Origin of the sequence: Cupriavidus sp. SK-4 (assembly GCF_000611125.1) — a bacterium.
Taxonomy (GTDB): domain Bacteria; phylum Pseudomonadota; class Gammaproteobacteria; order Burkholderiales; family Burkholderiaceae; genus Cupriavidus; species Cupriavidus necator.
Map to the genome: position 1 here is coordinate 137725 of NZ_JFJW01000036.1, position 15258 is coordinate 152982.

Annotated in this window: 13 protein-coding genes; 8 read left to right on the top strand and 5 right to left on the bottom strand. The window is 66.9% G+C overall.

What is annotated here, in order from left to right; all coding sequences use genetic code 11:
- Positions 1-2: 2 nt before the first annotated feature.
- Complete coding sequence (locus CF68_RS07960; protein ID WP_035817224.1) at positions 3-1136, top strand: hybrid sensor histidine kinase/response regulator; 1134 nt, start codon at positions 3-5, stop codon at positions 1134-1136.
- On the top strand, positions 1133-2140 hold the full coding sequence (locus tag CF68_RS07965) for a response regulator (RefSeq protein WP_035817225.1): 1008 nt from the start codon (positions 1133-1135) through the stop codon (positions 2138-2140). The genes CF68_RS07960 and CF68_RS07965 overlap by 4 nt, the downstream gene beginning before the upstream one ends.
- A 73-nt stretch (positions 2141-2213) precedes the next feature.
- Here the strand turns inward: CF68_RS07965 and secF are convergent, their stop codons facing one another.
- From secF to queA, 5 genes are all read right to left on the bottom strand, one after another.
- Complete coding sequence (gene secF / locus CF68_RS07970; protein ID WP_035817227.1) at positions 2214-3185, bottom strand: protein translocase subunit SecF; 972 nt, start codon at positions 3183-3185, stop codon at positions 2214-2216.
- 40 nt (positions 3186-3225) lie between these two features.
- Positions 3226-5097 (bottom strand): protein translocase subunit SecD, encoded by a 1872-nt coding sequence (gene secD / locus CF68_RS07975; protein WP_035817229.1) that lies wholly within the window; start codon positions 5095-5097, stop codon positions 3226-3228.
- Positions 5098-5306: 209 nt separating this feature from the next.
- Positions 5307-5633, bottom strand: a complete 327-nt coding sequence (gene yajC / locus CF68_RS07980) for a preprotein translocase subunit YajC (RefSeq protein WP_013957943.1) — start codon at positions 5631-5633, stop codon at positions 5307-5309.
- A gap of 222 nt (positions 5634-5855) precedes the next feature.
- Positions 5856-6986, bottom strand: coding sequence for a tRNA guanosine(34) transglycosylase Tgt (tgt, locus tag CF68_RS07985; RefSeq protein ID WP_035817231.1), 1131 nt, complete (start codon positions 6984-6986; stop codon positions 5856-5858).
- A 17-nt stretch (positions 6987-7003) separates the two neighbouring features.
- Positions 7004-8062 (bottom strand): tRNA preQ1(34) S-adenosylmethionine ribosyltransferase-isomerase QueA, encoded by a 1059-nt coding sequence (gene queA / locus CF68_RS07990; RefSeq protein ID WP_035817334.1) that lies wholly within the window; start codon positions 8060-8062, stop codon positions 7004-7006.
- A 221-nt stretch (positions 8063-8283) separates the two neighbouring features.
- Between queA and recG the strand changes: the two genes are divergently transcribed.
- The 6 genes from recG to ubiA all read left to right on the top strand — a co-directional run bounded on the left by recG (position 8284) and on the right by ubiA (position 15228).
- A complete protein-coding gene (recG, locus tag CF68_RS07995) occupies positions 8284-10464 on the top strand; it encodes an ATP-dependent DNA helicase RecG (RefSeq protein ID WP_035817232.1) in 2181 nt (726 codons plus the stop codon).
- Positions 10465-10598: 134 nt separating this feature from the next.
- Positions 10599-11549, top strand: coding sequence for a LysR substrate-binding domain-containing protein (locus tag CF68_RS08000; protein WP_010815057.1), 951 nt, complete (start codon positions 10599-10601; stop codon positions 11547-11549).
- Between the two features lie 410 nt (positions 11550-11959).
- Complete coding sequence (locus tag CF68_RS08005) at positions 11960-13402, top strand: catalase (protein WP_035817233.1); 1443 nt, start codon at positions 11960-11962, stop codon at positions 13400-13402.
- Positions 13403-13452: 50 nt separating this feature from the next.
- Positions 13453-13650 carry a hypothetical protein gene (locus CF68_RS08010; RefSeq protein WP_035817234.1) on the top strand — a complete coding sequence of 66 codons (198 nt, stop codon included), beginning with the start codon at positions 13453-13455 and terminating at the stop codon, positions 13648-13650.
- Between the two features lie 93 nt (positions 13651-13743).
- The gene (locus CF68_RS08015) at positions 13744-14229 is read left to right on the top strand and encodes a Dps family protein (RefSeq protein WP_010815054.1); all 486 of its coding nucleotides are present in this window, start codon (positions 13744-13746) and stop codon (positions 14227-14229) included.
- 141 nt (positions 14230-14370) lie between these two features.
- Positions 14371-15228 (top strand): 4-hydroxybenzoate octaprenyltransferase, encoded by an 858-nt coding sequence (gene ubiA, locus CF68_RS08020; protein WP_035817236.1) that lies wholly within the window; start codon positions 14371-14373, stop codon positions 15226-15228.
- Positions 15229-15258 lie beyond the last annotated feature (30 nt).

Here is a 15258-nt window from a genome sequence, read left to right on the forward strand (position 1 = left end):
CCATGAGCGAAGCGAAGCAGGCACGGCTTGCCGTCCTCTATGTCGACGACGAGGAGATGGCGCGCAAGTATTTCGCCCGGGCCGCCGGCGGCGACTATGAGGTGCTGGTGGCAGACGGCGCCGACGAGGCCCTGGCGGTGCTGCGCGCGGACCCCGCCCGCGTGGCGGTGCTGGTGACCGACTTCCGCATGCCCGGGCGCGACGGCGGCCAGCTGCTGCGCCAGGTGGCGCAGGAATACCCGCAGATCGTGCGCATCCTGGTCACGGCCTATGCCGACAAGGATGTGCTGCTGGAAACGGTCAACAGCGGCGAAGTCTTCCGCATCCTGGAAAAGCCGCTGAGCGTGGCCGACCTGCGCGAGGTGCTGGCACGCGCCGCCGAGCGTCACCGCGAGCGCACCCTGCGCCAGCACCGGCTGATGGCGATCGACGAGACCCTGGCCTTCCTGGCGCACGAGCTGAACACCCCGCTGGCAGCCATCGCCAACTTTGCCCACGGCATCCGCGGGCGTGTCGCCGGCGAATACAGTGCGCAGCGCCAGGCCGAGATCGGCCAGGCGGCCAGCGCCATGTACGACAACGCCCAGTATTGCCTGGCGGTGCTGTCGTCGTTCCTGCAGTCGGTGCGCAACAGTGCCGGCAGCACGCCGGCGCGGCCCGATGCCGGCGCCGAGGTCAGCGCCGGCTCGCTGGTCACTTCGCTGCTGGACAGCTACCCGTTCGCGGGCGACCAGCGCAGCTGGGTGCAGGTGGAGATGCACGGCGATTTCCCGGTGCAGACGCTGCCCAACTGCGTGGCGCTGGTGCTCTCCTCGGTGATGAGCAACGCGCTGCGGGCGCTGGGCAGTGTCGGCACGCCGGCGTTGCGCTTTGTGGTGGTGGCGCAGCCGCGCCCGGAAATCCGCATCTGCGACAACGGGCCGGGGATTCCGCCGGAGGTGATGGAGCGGCTGCTGGTCGACCCTGTCACCACGCACGCCAGTGCCGGCGGCAGCGGCCTGGGCATGATTTTCTGCAACCGCGTCATGCAGTCGTTTGGCGGTGGCATCCGGATCGAATCCGCATCCGGCGCCGGCACGACGGTGACGCTGGACTTTCCAAGTTTCAAGAGTCGAAAGCATAGGAGTGACCGATGACCGAACCGAATGCCACGCAGGCACCACCCCCGGCGATTCTGTTCGTCGATGACGAAGCGACTGCAGTCAAGTATTTCCAGCGTGCCATCGGGGCGCTGGCACCGGTGGCCACGGGCGGCTCCGTTGAAGAGGGCAAGGCAATGCTCGACGCCCACGCAGGCAGCCTGGCGGTACTGGTGTCGGACCAGCGCATGCCGGGCGAGCATGGCAACGAACTGCTGCGCTACGCGCGCGAGCGCTACCCGCATATCGTGCGCATCCTGACCACCGCGTATTCGGAGCTCGACCAGACTGTCGAGGCGGTCAACCAGGGGCAGATCCACCGCTACATCAAGAAGCCGTGGGACATTACCGCGCTGCGCATGGAACTGAAGCAGGCGCTGGAACTGGCCGGCCTGCGCAAGGAACGCGACCAGCTGCTGCGCGAGAAGCTGTCCGTGCTGCAGACCCAGACCGTGGCCTCTCGCATCGGCATGGTGCATGCGCTGTGTGCCAGCCTGATCGGGCCGGGCCGTTTCCAGCCGGTGGAGACCTACCTCGCGGCGGTCGACCTGGCCGGCGCGGGCAGCGTCGAGCCGGACTGGCAGCGCATGGACTACGCCGACCTGGTGCGCGCGGAGGCCGAGCGCAGCGGCAGCTTCGGCCATGCCGTGGCCACGCGCCTGGCGGGCCTGCGCAGCGCCAATGCCGGCCGGGGCGCTGCCGATGCTGCAGTCGTGATTGTCGATGCGCTGGGCAGCGAGGTGGTGCGCCGCGACGGCGACACCGTGGTGTGGACCGCGCCGGCCACGCTGGCGGAGTTCCTCGCGCAGCCGATCGGCGCACCCGTGTCGGCGCAGCACGCGGCCTGGCTGGCCAGTCTGCTGTGGCTGGAAGAGGCTGGCGGCGCGCTGCAGTTTGCGCGCGACGGCAACACCGTGGTGTGCCGCGCATGCCCGCGCAGCGAGGCATTCGCGGCCGACCGGCTGGCGGCGTGGATCGAGCGGTTCTCGATGCCGGCCTGAATTACCCAGGCTTTGCAGCCATGAAAAACGGCGCCCCGCGGGGCGCCGTTCTGTTTTGCCGGCAGGGCAGGGGTCAGGCCTGCGCGCCGTAGTTGGGGTCGTTGCGGTCGGTCGAGTCGGACTTCTTGTCGCCCTTGACCAGGTCCTCGCGCTTGACGCCCAGCCACATCGCCAGCGCCGCGGCCACGAACACCGACGAGTAGATGCCGAACAAGATGCCGACCGTCAGTGCCAGGGCAAAGTAGTGCAGCGTGGGGCCGCCGAAGAAGAACATCGACAGCACCATCATCTGGGTCGAGCCGTGGGTGATGATGGTGCGCGAGATGGTGCTGGTGATCGCGTTGTCGATGATCTCGTGCGTGGTCATCTTGCGGAACTTGCGGAAGTTCTCGCGGATCCGGTCGAAGATCACCACCGATTCGTTGACCGAGTAGCCCAGCACCGCCAGGATTGCCGCCAGCACCGACAGCGAGAATTCCCACTGGAAGTAGGCGAAGAAGCCCAGGATGATGACCACGTCGTGCAGGTTGGCGATGATGCCCGCCACCGCGAACTTCCATTCGAAGCGGAACGACAGGTAGATCACGATGCCGGCCACCACGCACAGCAGCGCCAGCAGGCCGTCGGTGGCCAGCTCCTTGCCCACCTGCGGGCCGACGAACTCCACCCGTTGCAGCTTCACGTCAGGCGAGGCCGCCTGCAGCGAGGTCATCACCTGCTCGCTCTGCTGGGCCGAGGTGACGGGCTTGCCGTCCGGGCCCTTCTGCAGCGGCAGGCGGATCATCACGTCGCGCGAGGTGCCGAAGTTCTGCACCTGCACGTCGGTATAGCCCAGCTTGCCCACCTGGCCGCGGATCTTTTCCAGGTCGGCCGCCTGCTGGTAGCTGACCTCCATCACCGTGCCGCCGGTGAATTCGATCGACAGGTGCAGGCCCTTGTGCCAGAGGAAGAACACGGCCGCGGCAAACGTCAGGAAGGAAATCACGTTGAAGACCAACGCGTGCTTCATGAACGGAATGTCGCGCCGGATGCGGAAGAATTCCATGTTGAATCCTGTTCTGTACTGCTAGTTGTTGCTGCTCGCCTTACTTGGCGACCGGCGTGTCGGTGGTGTTGCCCGGCTTCCAGATCTGGCCGATGGCCACGCTCTGCAGCTTCTTCTTGCGGCCGTACCAGAGGTTGACCAGGCCGCGGTTGAAGAACACCGCCGAGAACATCGAGGTCAGGATGCCCAGGCAGTGCACCACGGCAAAGCCGCGCACCGGGCCCGAACCAAAGGCCAGCAGTGCCAGGCCGGCGATCAGCGTGGTCACGTTGGAGTCCAGGATGGTGGCCCAGGCGCGGTCGAAGCCGACCGCGATCGCCATCTGCGGCGACGCGCCCGCGCGCAGTTCTTCGCGGATGCGCTCGTTGATCAGCACGTTGGCGTCGATGGCCATGCCCAGCACCAGCGCGATGGCGGCAATGCCCGGCAGCGTCAGCGTGGCCTGCAGCATCGACAGCACCGCGATCAGCAGCAGCAGGTTCACGCCCAGCGCCACCACCGAGAACACGCCGAACAGCATGTAGTACAGGATCATGAACACGCCGATGGCGGCAAAGCCGTAGGCGACCGAGTCAAAACCCTTCTGGATGTTGTCCGCGCCCAGCGACGGGCCGATGGTGCGCTCTTCGATGATCTCCATCGGCGCGGCCAGCGAGCCGGCGCGCAGCAGCAGCGCCAGGTCGTTGGCGGCTTCGGTGGAGTAGGAGCCGGTGATCTGGAAGCTCGAGCCCAGTTCGGACTGGATCGTCGCCACCGTCAGCACTTCGCCCTTGCCCTTTTCGAACAGCACGATCGCCATCGGCTTCTTCAGGTTCTCGCGCGAGACGTCGCGCAGCACGCGGCCGCCCTGGGCGTCGAGCTTGATGTTGACCGAAGGCTGCTGGTTCTGGTCGAAGCCGGCCGAGGCGCTTTCAATGCGGTCGCCGGTGAAGATGACCTGCTTCTTGAGCACCACCGGGGCGCCGTTGCCTTGCGTGAAGAGCTCGCTGCCGAACGGGATCGGGTCGCCCTGGCGCGGGCTGCGCGGGGCGTCGTTGTCGACCAGGCGGGCTTCCAGCGTGGCGGTGCGGCCGATGATGTCCTTGGCCTTGGCGGTGTCCTGCACGCCCGGCAGCTGCACCACGATGCGGTCGGCGCCCTGCTGCTGAATCACCGGCTCGGCCACGCCAAGCTCGTTCACGCGGTTGTGCAGCGTGGTGATGTTCTGCTTGACTGCGGCGTCCTGCACGGCCCTGCGGGCGGCTTCGGTGAAGGTGCCGACGATATTGTTGCCGTCCATCGCAAAGGCGACTTCACGCAGGTTGTCGGCCAGGATGGGGCGGGCGCGGCCGGCGTCCTCGGCGTTGTTGAAGCGCACCGTCAGGCGCTCGCCGTCGCGGTCGATGCCGCCGTGGCGGATGCTCTTGTCGCGCAGCAGGGTGCGCGCGTCGCCGCCCAGGCTGTCGAGCTTCTTGTCGACGGCGCCCTTCATGTCGACCTGCAGCAGGAAGTGCACGCCGCCGCGCAGGTCCAGGCCCAGGTACATCGGCAGCGCGTGCATGGCGGTCAGCCAGCCTGGCGAACCCGACAGCAGGTTCAGCGCCACCACATAGGTGGGGTTGGCCGCGTCGGGGTTGAGCGTGCGCGACAGGATGTCCTTGGCCTTGAGCTGCTCGTCGGTGGTGCGGAAGCGCGCCTTGACCGAGCCGGACTGGCCGGAAATGTCAAAGAAGACGCCGTCAGGCTGCAGCTGGTTCTGCGCCAGGATTTCTTCGACCTGCTTCTGCATCGACAGGTCGACCTTGACCGTGGCCTTGCCCGAGGACACCTGCACCGCAGGCGCCTCGCCGAAGAAGTTCGGCAAGGTATAGATGATGCCGATGGCCAGGGCCACCAGGATCACGAGGTATTTCCAAAGCGGATAACGATTCATCTCTGGCCAGTCATTCAGCGGTTGGCGGGGCCGGCGCTGGCGTGGCGCACCACGTCGGCGGGGCCGAACCGGTTTGGCAAACAGCCGCCTGGCAGCCACGGATCGAAGCCACGGGGGCTTCGTCGGGCTGGATCAGGCGGCTGCCGGGGCATGCGCGAACGGGCATGCCGGAAAAGACAAAGGCGGGAGTCGCGCGCGCGATCCGGAGATCAGAGCGCCTTGAGCGAGCCCTTGGGCAGCACGGTGGTTACGGCACTCTTCTGCACGGTGATTTCAGTGCCTTCGGCGATTTCCAGGCTGACGTACTGGTCGGTGACCTTGGTCACCTTGCCCAGGATGCCGCCGGCGGTCACGACTTCGTCGTTCTTGGCCAGCGCTTCGAGCATTGCCTTGGCTTCCTTCTGGCGCTTCATCTGCGGGCGGATCATGATGAACCACAGCACGCCAAACATCAGGATGATGGGCAGGAAGCTCATCAGGCCGCCAGCCGCGCCGCCGGCTCCGGCGGTCTGGGCAAATGCGTTAGAAATCAGCACGTTAATTCTCCGTCACAAAAATTAGTCAAATAATCGATCATTCTACCATTCGCATTCCGCCCGCCCTTGGCATTCTAGGGCGGAATACGGGTTTGTTCGGGTGCACCCGGGGCAACTTGCGGCAGGGGTCGGCAAGGCCGGGCGTTCCGGATCGCGGCTCGCCCCCGGATGACCCGGCTATTCGACCGCCGGCAGCGCAAAAGTTCGCGCCGCCCGGCGTTGTCACTGCGTGCCGCGGGCGCGGTCGGCGGCGAACTGGCGGCGGAAGTCGGCAAAGCGGTGGTGCTCGATGGCTTCGCGCATCTCGCGCATCAGTTGCAGGTAGTAGCGCAGGTTGTGGATGGTATTGAGGCGCGCACCGAGGATCTCGCCGACGCGGTGCAGGTGGTGCAGGTAGGCGCGCGAGAAGTTGCGGCAGGTGTAGCAGGCGCAGCTTTCATCCAGCGGGCGCGGGTCGTTGCGGTGCGCCGCGTTCTTGATCTTGACGTCGCCGAAGCGGGTGAAGAGCCAGCCGTTGCGCGCGTTGCGGGTCGGCATCACGCAGTCGAACATGTCCACCCCGGCGGCGACGCCGGCGACCAGGTCTTCGGGCGTGCCCACGCCCATCAGGTAGTGCGGCTTGTCGGCCGGCAGGCGCGGCGCCACGTGCTCCAGCACGCGCATCATGTCTTCCTTGGGCTCGCCCACCGACAGCCCGCCGATGGCATAGCCGTGGAAGTCCAGTTCGGACAGGCCCGCCAGCGATTCATCGCGCAGGTCTTCGTACATGCCGCCCTGGACGATGCCGAACAGCGCGTTGGGGTTGGCCAGGCGCTCGAACTCGTCGCGCGAGCGCTTGGCCCAGCGCAGGCTCATGCGCATGGATTTGGCGGCTTCTTCATGCGTGGCAGCGCGGCCGTCGATCTCGTACGGCGTGCACTCATCGAACTGCATCACGATGTCGGAGTTCAGTGTGCGCTGGATCTGCATCGAGATCTCGGGCGACAGGAAAAGCTTGTCGCCATTGACCGGCGACGCGAACGTGACGCCATCTTCGGTGATCTTGCGCAGATCGCCGAGCGAAAACACCTGGAAACCACCGGAATCGGTCAGGATCGGCTTGTCCCAGCCGATAAATTTATGCAGGCCGTCGTGGGCGTTGACCACGTCCAGCCCGGGGCGCAGCCACAGGTGGAAGGTATTGCCCAGGATGATCTGCGCGCCAATCTCGTTCAGTTCCAGCGGCGACATGGCCTTGACCGAGCCGTAGGTGCCGACCGGCATGAAAATCGGCGTCTCGACCACGCCGTGGTTCAGCGTGACGCGGCCGCGGCGGGCGTTGCCGTCGGTGGTGATGAGTTCGAAGTTGAGCATGGCTTGTGATTCTGGATTCAGGCGCCGGGCTGGCGGGTCAGCAGCATGGCGTCGCCGTAGCTGAAGAAACGGTAGCGCTGCTCGACCGCATGGCGGTAGGCGGCGCGGATGGCTTCCACGCCGGCCAGCGCCGACACCAGCATCAGCAGCGTCGACTTGGGCAGGTGGAAGTTGGTGATCAGGGCATCGACCAGGCGGAAGCGGTAGCCGGGCGTGATGAAGATATCGGTGTCGCCACTGCCGGCGGCGAGCGTGCCGTCGGCCTGCGCGGCCGATTCCAGCGCGCGCAGCGAGGTGGTGCCGACCGCGATCACGCGGCCGCCGCGCGCGCGGGTGTCACGCACTGCCTGGGCCAGGTCCTCGGAGACGGCGTACCACTCCGAGTGCATCTTGTGCTCGGCCAGGTTCTCGGTGCGCACCGGCTGGAAGGTGCCGGCGCCAACGTGCAGCGTCAGGAAGGCGCGCCGCACGCCGGCGGCATCGAGCCGCGCGAACAGCGCATCGTCGAAATGCAGGCCCGCGGTGGGCGCGGCCACCGCGCCCGGGCTGCGCGCGTAGACGGTCTGGTAGCGGGTTTCGTCGTAGGCGTCCGGGTCGTGCGTGATATACGGCGGCAGCGGCAGGCGGCCGTAGCGCTCGATCAGGTCCAGCGCCGGCTCGGGGAAGCGCAGCGTGAAGAACTGGTCCACGCGCGGGCCCACGGTGACGGCGAAGGCGCCGTCAGCCAGGTGCAGCGTGCAGCCCTCGGCCGGGGTCTTGGAGGCGCGCACCTGGGCCAGCACGGTGTGGGTGTCGACCACGCGCTCGACCAGCACCTCGATCTTGCCGCCGCTGGGCTTGTGGCCGAAGAAGCGCGCCTTGATCACGCGGGTGTCGTTGAAGACCAGCAGGTCGTCGGGACGCAGGTAGTCGACGATGTCGCTGAAGGCGCGGTCGGCCATGCGCACCGCCTCGGCGGTGTCGGCGGGGGCCAGCCGTTCGACCACCAGCAGCCGGCTTGCACTGCGGTCGGGCAGCGCGCTCTGGGCAATCAGTTCTGGCGGCAGCGGGAAATCGAAATCGGAAAGCGTCAACATCGTGGGAGCGGCGGGCTGCGCGATCCCATGCAGGCCGGAGCGGGGCACAAAACGGCACTCCACTGCCTGTGGTGGCAGCTGGCATGGGTACAATCGGCGAATCCGATATTGTAAGGCCACGGGCGCGCTTGCCGCCGGGCCGGGCGTGATACCGGCTATTCGCCGGCGCCGCGCCAGCCAACCCCGCAGCACGAGAGCGATCGCTGCCAACTTTTTCGTCGATGCCCGGAACCGCCGCTGAACCGATCCACGACCCCGCCGACGCCGCCAAGGAAACGGCGGCGCCCGCGCGCGGCAAGGCCGGCGAAGCCAGGGGCAAGGCCGCCGCCTCCGGCACGTCTTCCGCGGCCGCGCGCCTGGCCAAGCTGGGCCTGCGCCGTCCCGTCGACCTGGTGCTGCACCTGCCGATGCGCTATGAGGACGAGACCACGCTGGCGCCGATCGCCGAGGCCATCCACCGCGCCGGGCTCGGGCTGCCGGCGCAGGTGGAAGGCGAGGTCATCTCCAACGAAGTCACGTTCCGGCCGCGCCGCCAGCTGGTGGTCAAGATTGCCGACGACAGCGGCGAGCTGACGCTGCGCTTCCTGAACTTCTACGGCAACCAGACCAAGCAGATGGCCGAAGGCGTGCGCCTGCGCGTGCGCGGCGAGGTGCGCGGCGGCTTCTTCGGCGCCGAGATGGTCCACCCGACGGTGCGCCCGGTGGTGCCCGGCGAAGCGCTGCCCGACCGCCTGACGCCGGTGTACCCGTCCACCGCCGGCATCCCGCAGGCCTATCTGCGCAAGGCCATCGGCGGCACGCTGTCGCGCACGCCCATGCCCGAGACGCTGCCGCAGGCGGTGCTGGATGGGCCGCTGGCACGCCTGCACCTGCGCCCGCTGGCCGACTGCCTGCGGCTGCTGCACGCGCCCCCGCCGCAGGAGAGCGAGGCCGCGCTGGCCGACCGCTCGCACCCGGCCTGGCAGCGCATCAAGTTCGACGAACTGCTGGCGCAGCAGATCTCGCTGCGGCGCGCGCACGCGGCGCGCCGCGAAAAGACCGCGCCGACCATGCCGCGCCGCGAGGGCGGCCTGCTGACGCGCTTCCTGGCCGCGCTGCCGTTCCGGCTGACCGGGGCGCAGCAGCGCGTGGTGGAAGAAATCGCCGCCGACATGACGCGCCCGCACCCGATGCACCGGCTGCTGCAAGGCGACGTGGGCAGCGGCAAGACCATCGTCGCCGCGCTGGCGGCCTGCCAGGCGATCGATGCCGGCTACCAGGCCGCGCTGATGGCGCCCACCGAAATCCTGGCCGAGCAGCACTACCGCAAGCTGTCCGCATGGCTGGAGCCGCTGGACGTGCCGGTGGCGTGGCTGGCCGGCAGCCAGAAGGCACGCGACAAGCGCGAGGCCGTGGCGCGCGTGGAATCGGGCGAGGCGCAGCTGGTGATCGGCACCCACGCGCTGATCCAGGACACCGTGCGCTTTGCGAAGCTGGGGCTGTCGGTGGTCGACGAGCAGCACCGCTTCGGCGTGGCGCAGCGGCTGGCGCTGCGCGGCAAGGCCGGTGCCGCCGATGCTACGGTGCCCGCGGTCGACGCCGTGCCGCACCAGCTGATGATGTCGGCCACGCCGATCCCGCGCACGCTCGCCATGACTTACTACGCCGACCTCGATGTGTCGGTGATCGATGAATTGCCGCCGGGCCGCACCCCCATCGTCACGCGCCTGGTCAACGACCAGCGGCGCGACGAAGTGATCGGACGCATTCATCACGCCGCCGCCGAAGGCCGCCAGGTCTACTGGGTCTGCCCGCTGATCGAGGAAAGCGAGGCGCTGCAGCTGCAGACCGCGGTGGAGACCTATGAAACGCTGGTGGCCGCGCTGCCGGACCTGCGCGTGGGCCTGGTGCACGGCCGCCTGCCGCCGGCCGAGAAGGCCGCCGTGATGGACGACTTCAGCGCCAACCGCATGCAGGTGCTGGTGGCCACCACCGTGATCGAAGTGGGCGTGGACGTGCCCAATGCCTCGCTGATGGTGATCGAGCACGCCGAGCGCTTCGGCCTGGCGCAGTTGCACCAGCTGCGCGGGCGGGTGGGGCGGGGCAGCGCCGAATCGGTCTGCCTGCTGATGTACCAGGCGCCGCTGTCGCCCACCGCGCGCGAGCGGCTGGCGACCATGCGCGAGACCACCGACGGCTTCGAGATCGCCCGGCGCGACCTGGAGATCCGCGGCCCGGGCGAGTTCCTGGGCGCGCGCCAGTCCGGCGAGGCCATGTTGCGCTTTGCCGACCTGCAGACCGATGCGTGGCTGGTGGAATACGCGCAGCAGGCGGCCGAACTGATGCTGGCGCGCTACCCGGAAGCGGTGGAAGCGCACCTTTCGCGTTGGCTGGGTGGGCGCGAGCACTACCTCAAGGCTTGAGTGCGGGCTGGTTTTTCGACGGGATGTGCGCCATCCAGCGCACCTGCCGGTTCGCTGCGGGCAATTCAGGCTGGCGCTCTGACAGAAGCGGCAATCGAAGGTAAAATCTATCGCCTACCGGAAACTGATAAGTCATGACGCTCACCGAACTCAAGTACATCGTCGCCGTGGCGCGCGAGCGCCATTTCGGCCGGGCCGCCGAAGCCTGCTTTGTGTCGCAGCCGACGCTGTCGGTCGCGATCAAGAAGCTGGAAGACGAACTCAACGTGCAGATTTTCGAGCGCGGCACCTCCGAGGTGTCGGTGACTTCGGTCGGCGAGCAGATCGTGGCGCAGGCCCAGCGCGTGCTTGAACAGACCATGGCCATCCGCGAGATCGCCAAGCAGGGCAAGGACCCGCTGGCGGGCCCGCTGCGCGTGGGCGTGATCTACACCATCGGGCCGTACCTGCTGCCGTCGCTGGTCAAGCAGATGATCGAGACCGTGCCGCAGATGCCGCTGATGCTGCAGGAGAACTACACCCACAAGCTGATCGAGCTGCTCAAGCAGGGTGAGATCGACTGCGCGGTGATGGCCGAGCCGTTCGCGGATTCGGGCCTGACGGTGCGCCCGCTCTACGACGAACCCTTTGTCGTCGCCGTGCCGCGCGGCCACCAGCTGGCCCAGGCGCGCTCCATCGACCCCGATGAACTGAAGCAGCAGACCATGCTGCTGCTGGGCAGCGGCCACTGCTTCCGTGACCATGTGCTGGGCGTGTGCCCGGAGCTGTCGCGCTTCTCGCAGGCGGCCGACGGCATCCAGAAGACCTTCGAGGGCTCGTCGCTGGAAACCATCCGCCATATGGTGGCCAGCGGGGTCGGCATCACCGTGCTGCCGCGCACCTCGGTGCCCGACCTGAAGGCCAAGGGCGACATGCTGTCCTATGTGCCGTTTGCCGATCCGGTGCCCGACCGGCGCGTGGTGCTGGCCTGGCGCAAGAGCTTCACCCGGCTGCCGGCCATGGAAGCGCTGGCCAACGCCGTGGCCGCGTGCGAGCTGGCCGGCGTGCGCAAGCTGGACGCCAAGGAGCTGGCCGAAGCGGCCTGATCTTCCTGCCCCCGCAGTACAGGCATTTCCCTCGGCCGCACCGGAGATTCCGCTGCGGCCGTTGTCATTTCCGGCCCCGCAACGGGGTATTTCACGGACCTGTCTTCGGGCGGTCACCTTCCGCTGCGATAAGTTGCAGAAATCCCAGATAGATTTGACCTAATACATAGGTATAAATAATTGAATTCTCAATTCGATAGTTCGTTGGTAGGCTGACTCCTGTCGGTGCAGATGGCATCGACCTGAGACAGGAACCAATGATGAGCACCAGCGCCCAGTTCTCTTCAACAACAATCAACGGGCGCCCGTTTCCCCTCCGCATGGGGCGCTGCCTGCTCGATTGCCTTGCCTGCTATGCCGCCGCGCTCTGATGCGGCGTTCCCTTTCAGCCTACCCACAAAGAGGAAAAGATGAGCAAGAAGGACACCCTTACCACTGCCGCCGGCGCACCCGTCGCCGATAACCAGAACTCGCAGACGGCAGGCCCGCGCGGCCCGATGCTGCTGCAGGATGTCTGGTTCCTCGAAAAGCTGGCCCACTTCGACCGCGAGGTCATCCCCGAGCGGCGCGTGCATGCCAAGGGCTCGGGCGCCTATGGCACGCTCAAGATCACCCACGACATCACCAGGTACACCAAGGCTTCGGTCTTTGCCCAGGTCGGCAAGGAAACGCCGCTGTTCATCCGCTTCTCGACCGTGGCCGGCGAGCGCGGCGCGGCCGATGCCGAGCGCGACGTGCGCGGCTTCTCGATCAAGTTCTACACCGACGAAGGCAACTGGGACGTGGTCGGCAACAACACCCCCGTATTCTTCGTGCGTGATCCGCTCAAGTTCCCGGATTTTATCCACACGCAGAAGCGCAATCCGCGCACCAACCTGCGCGACCCGATCGCGGTGTGGGACTTCTGGTCGCGCCATCCGGAATCGCTGCACCAGGTCACCATCCTGATGAGCGATCGCGGCCTGCCGCAGAACTACCGCCAGATCCACGGCTTCGGCTCGCACACGTACTCGTTCATCAACGCCAACAACGAGCGCTTCTGGGTCAAGTTCCACTTCAAGTCGCAGCAGGGCATTGCCAACTGGACCAATGAGGAAGCGGCCAAGGTCGTGGCAACGGACCGCGAAAGCGCGCAGCGCGATCTGTTCGAAAACATCGAGCAAGGCAATTTCCCGCGCTGGAACCTGCGCGTGCAGGTCATGCCGGAGGCCGACGCGGCCAAGTACCACATCAATCCGTTCGACCTGACCAAGGTCTGGCCGCACAAGGACTACCCGCTGATCGACGTGGGCGTGCTCGAGCTCAACCGCAACCCGGACAACTACTTTGCCGAGGTCGAGCAGGTGGCGATGAATCCGGCCAATATCGTGCCGGGCATCGGCTTCTCGCCCGACAAGATGCTGCAGGGGCGGCTGTTCTCGTACGGCGACACGCAGCGCTACCGCCTGGGGATCAACCACAACCAGATCCCGGTGAATGCGCCGAAATGCCCGTTCCACAACAGCTTCCACCGTGATGGCGCGATGCGCGTGGACGGCAACCAGGGCGGCAAGCTCAACTACGAGCCCAACCGCGAAGGCGCCTACGCCGCCAGCGAGCGCGCGATCGAGCCGCCGCTGGCACTGGATGGCGCCGCCGACCACTGGGACCACCGCGTCGACCCGGACTACTACAGCCAGCCCGGCGCGCTGTTCCGCCTGTTCGACCAAGACCAGCGCCAGCGCCTGTTCGCCAATATCGCGGCGGCGATGCAGGGCGTGCCTGAGGCGATCGTGCGCGTGCAGCTGGAGCATTTCACCAAGGCCGACCCGGCCTACGGCGAGGGCGTGAAGCGCGCACTCAACCTGAAATAAGCGGCAGCCTGGCGCGGCGCCCCTGGCGGGCTGCCGCGCCGCGGAGAACGATGATGGCAATGATCCGGTTGTTTATCGACGAGTGGCGGCAGTTGTGGCACGACGGGCACGACCAGCCCGAACGCGCCGACGCCGCGCGGCTGCGCCACAAGCTGTGGCGCAAGGAAATCGGCGCCGCCGTGATCGTGCTCGGCGCGGCCGTGATGTTCAGCGAAGTGGCCCGGGGTTTGGCCGGGATTGCCGGCTAGTGCAATAATGTGGGTACTGCGCCGCCCGGCCCCAAAACATGGCAAGCCCGGCGGCGCCCCCTCGTGGCTTTACCAGAACGGAGCGTACCTACCATGGCAAAGAAGAATGAGATGAGCGTGAATATCGGTATTTCCGACAAGGACCGCAAGAAGATCGCGGAAGGCCTGTCCAAGCTGCTGGCGGACACCTACACCCTCTACCTCAAGACCCATAACTTCCACTGGAACGTGACGGGTCCCATGTTCAATACGCTGCATCTGATGTTCGAGACCCAGTACACGGAGCTGGCACTCGCCGTGGACTCGATCGCCGAGCGTATCCGCGCGCTGGGCTACCCGGCACCGGGCACCTACAAGGAGTACGCCCGCCTGTCGTCGATCGCGGAGGAAGAGGGCGTGCCCGAGGCCACCGAAATGATCCGCAAGCTGGTCGAAGGCCAGGAAGCCGTGGTGCGCACCGCGCGCTCGCTGTTCCCGGTGATCGACGCCGCCGGCGACGAACCGTCGGCCGACCTGCTGACCCAGCGCATGCAGACACATGAAAAGACCGCGTGGATGCTGCGCGCGATGCTGGCCTGAGGCCAGCTGGCCACCTCCGGCTGCCCTTCAGTGGCGGCCGGCACTGCGCGTCGCAACCGTCCGGGCTGCGGCGCGTTTTCATTGAATCCTCCTTCCCGGATCCGCGCAGTGCAGACCCTCTCGCCGTTGCCCCCGACGCCCATGCTTGAACGCCTTTCCCTCTACGCGCGCCTGGTGCGCATCGACAAGCCGATCGGCACGCTGCTGCTGCTGTGGCCGACGCTGTGGGCCATGTGGATGGCCGCGGGCGGGCCGCCGGCATGGGGGCTGTTCTGGATCTTCGTGGCGGGCACCTTCCTGATGCGCTCGGCTGGCTGCGCCATCAACGACTGGGCCGACCGCGACTTTGACAAGCACGTCAAGCGCACCAGGGAGCGGCCGTTGACCGCGGGCAAGATCGCCGCGTGGGAAGCGCTGGCCGTGGCCGCGGTGCTGGCGCTGGTGGCCTTTGCGCTGGTGCTGCCGCTCAATGCGCTGACCAAATGGCTGGCGGTGGTGGCGGCGGTGGTGGCGGGCACTTACCCGTTCTTCAAGCGCTTCTTTGCGATTCCGCAGGCTTATCTTGGCATCGCGTTTGGCTTTGGTATCCCGATGGCATTTGCCGCGATCCAGGACCAGGTGCCGCCGGTGGCGTGGCTGATGTTGCTGGCCAATGTGTTCTGGGCGGTGGCGTATGACACGGCGTATGCGATGGTCGATCGTGACGACGACCTCCTGATCGGCATGAAGACTTCGGCCATTACCTTTGGCCGCTTCGACGTGGCGGCGATCATGCTTTGCTATGCCGCGTTCCTGGCGCTGATGGCGTGGGCGGGGGTGCTGCTGGGGTTGGGATGGCCTTACTGGGTGGGGCTGGTGGCGGCTGCGGGTTGCGCCGGGTATCACTACACGCTGATTCGTGACCGCGACCGGATGCGGTGCTTTGCGGCGTTCCGGCATAACAACTGGCTGGGGGCTTGTGTGTTTGCGGGGACGGCGGTGGCTTATGCGATTCGCTGACTAGATCCTGGTGGTTTTCTCCCCTCTCCC

Coding starts and splice junctions, on each gene's coding strand:
- CF68_RS07960 (WP_035817224.1), top strand. CDS start 3: ATGAGCGAAGCGAAGCAGGCACGGCTTGCCGTCCTCTATGTCGACGAC.
- CF68_RS07965 (WP_035817225.1), top strand. CDS start 1,133: ATGACCGAACCGAATGCCACGCAGGCACCACCCCCGGCGATTCTGTTC.
- secF (WP_035817227.1), bottom strand. CDS start 3,185: ATGGAATTCTTCCGCATCCGGCGCGACATTCCGTTCATGAAGCACGCG.
- secD (WP_035817229.1), bottom strand. CDS start 5,097: ATGAATCGTTATCCGCTTTGGAAATACCTCGTGATCCTGGTGGCCCTG.
- tgt (WP_035817231.1), bottom strand. CDS start 6,986: ATGCTCAACTTCGAACTCATCACCACCGACGGCAACGCCCGCCGCGGC.
- queA (WP_035817334.1), bottom strand. CDS start 8,062: ATGTTGACGCTTTCCGATTTCGATTTCCCGCTGCCGCCAGAACTGATT.
- recG (WP_035817232.1), top strand. CDS start 8,284: ATGCCCGGAACCGCCGCTGAACCGATCCACGACCCCGCCGACGCCGCC.
- CF68_RS08000 (WP_010815057.1), top strand. CDS start 10,599: ATGACGCTCACCGAACTCAAGTACATCGTCGCCGTGGCGCGCGAGCGC.
- CF68_RS08005 (WP_035817233.1), top strand. CDS start 11,960: ATGAGCAAGAAGGACACCCTTACCACTGCCGCCGGCGCACCCGTCGCC.
- CF68_RS08010 (WP_035817234.1), top strand. CDS start 13,453: ATGATGGCAATGATCCGGTTGTTTATCGACGAGTGGCGGCAGTTGTGG.
- CF68_RS08015 (WP_010815054.1), top strand. CDS start 13,744: ATGGCAAAGAAGAATGAGATGAGCGTGAATATCGGTATTTCCGACAAG.
- ubiA (WP_035817236.1), top strand. CDS start 14,371: ATGCTTGAACGCCTTTCCCTCTACGCGCGCCTGGTGCGCATCGACAAG.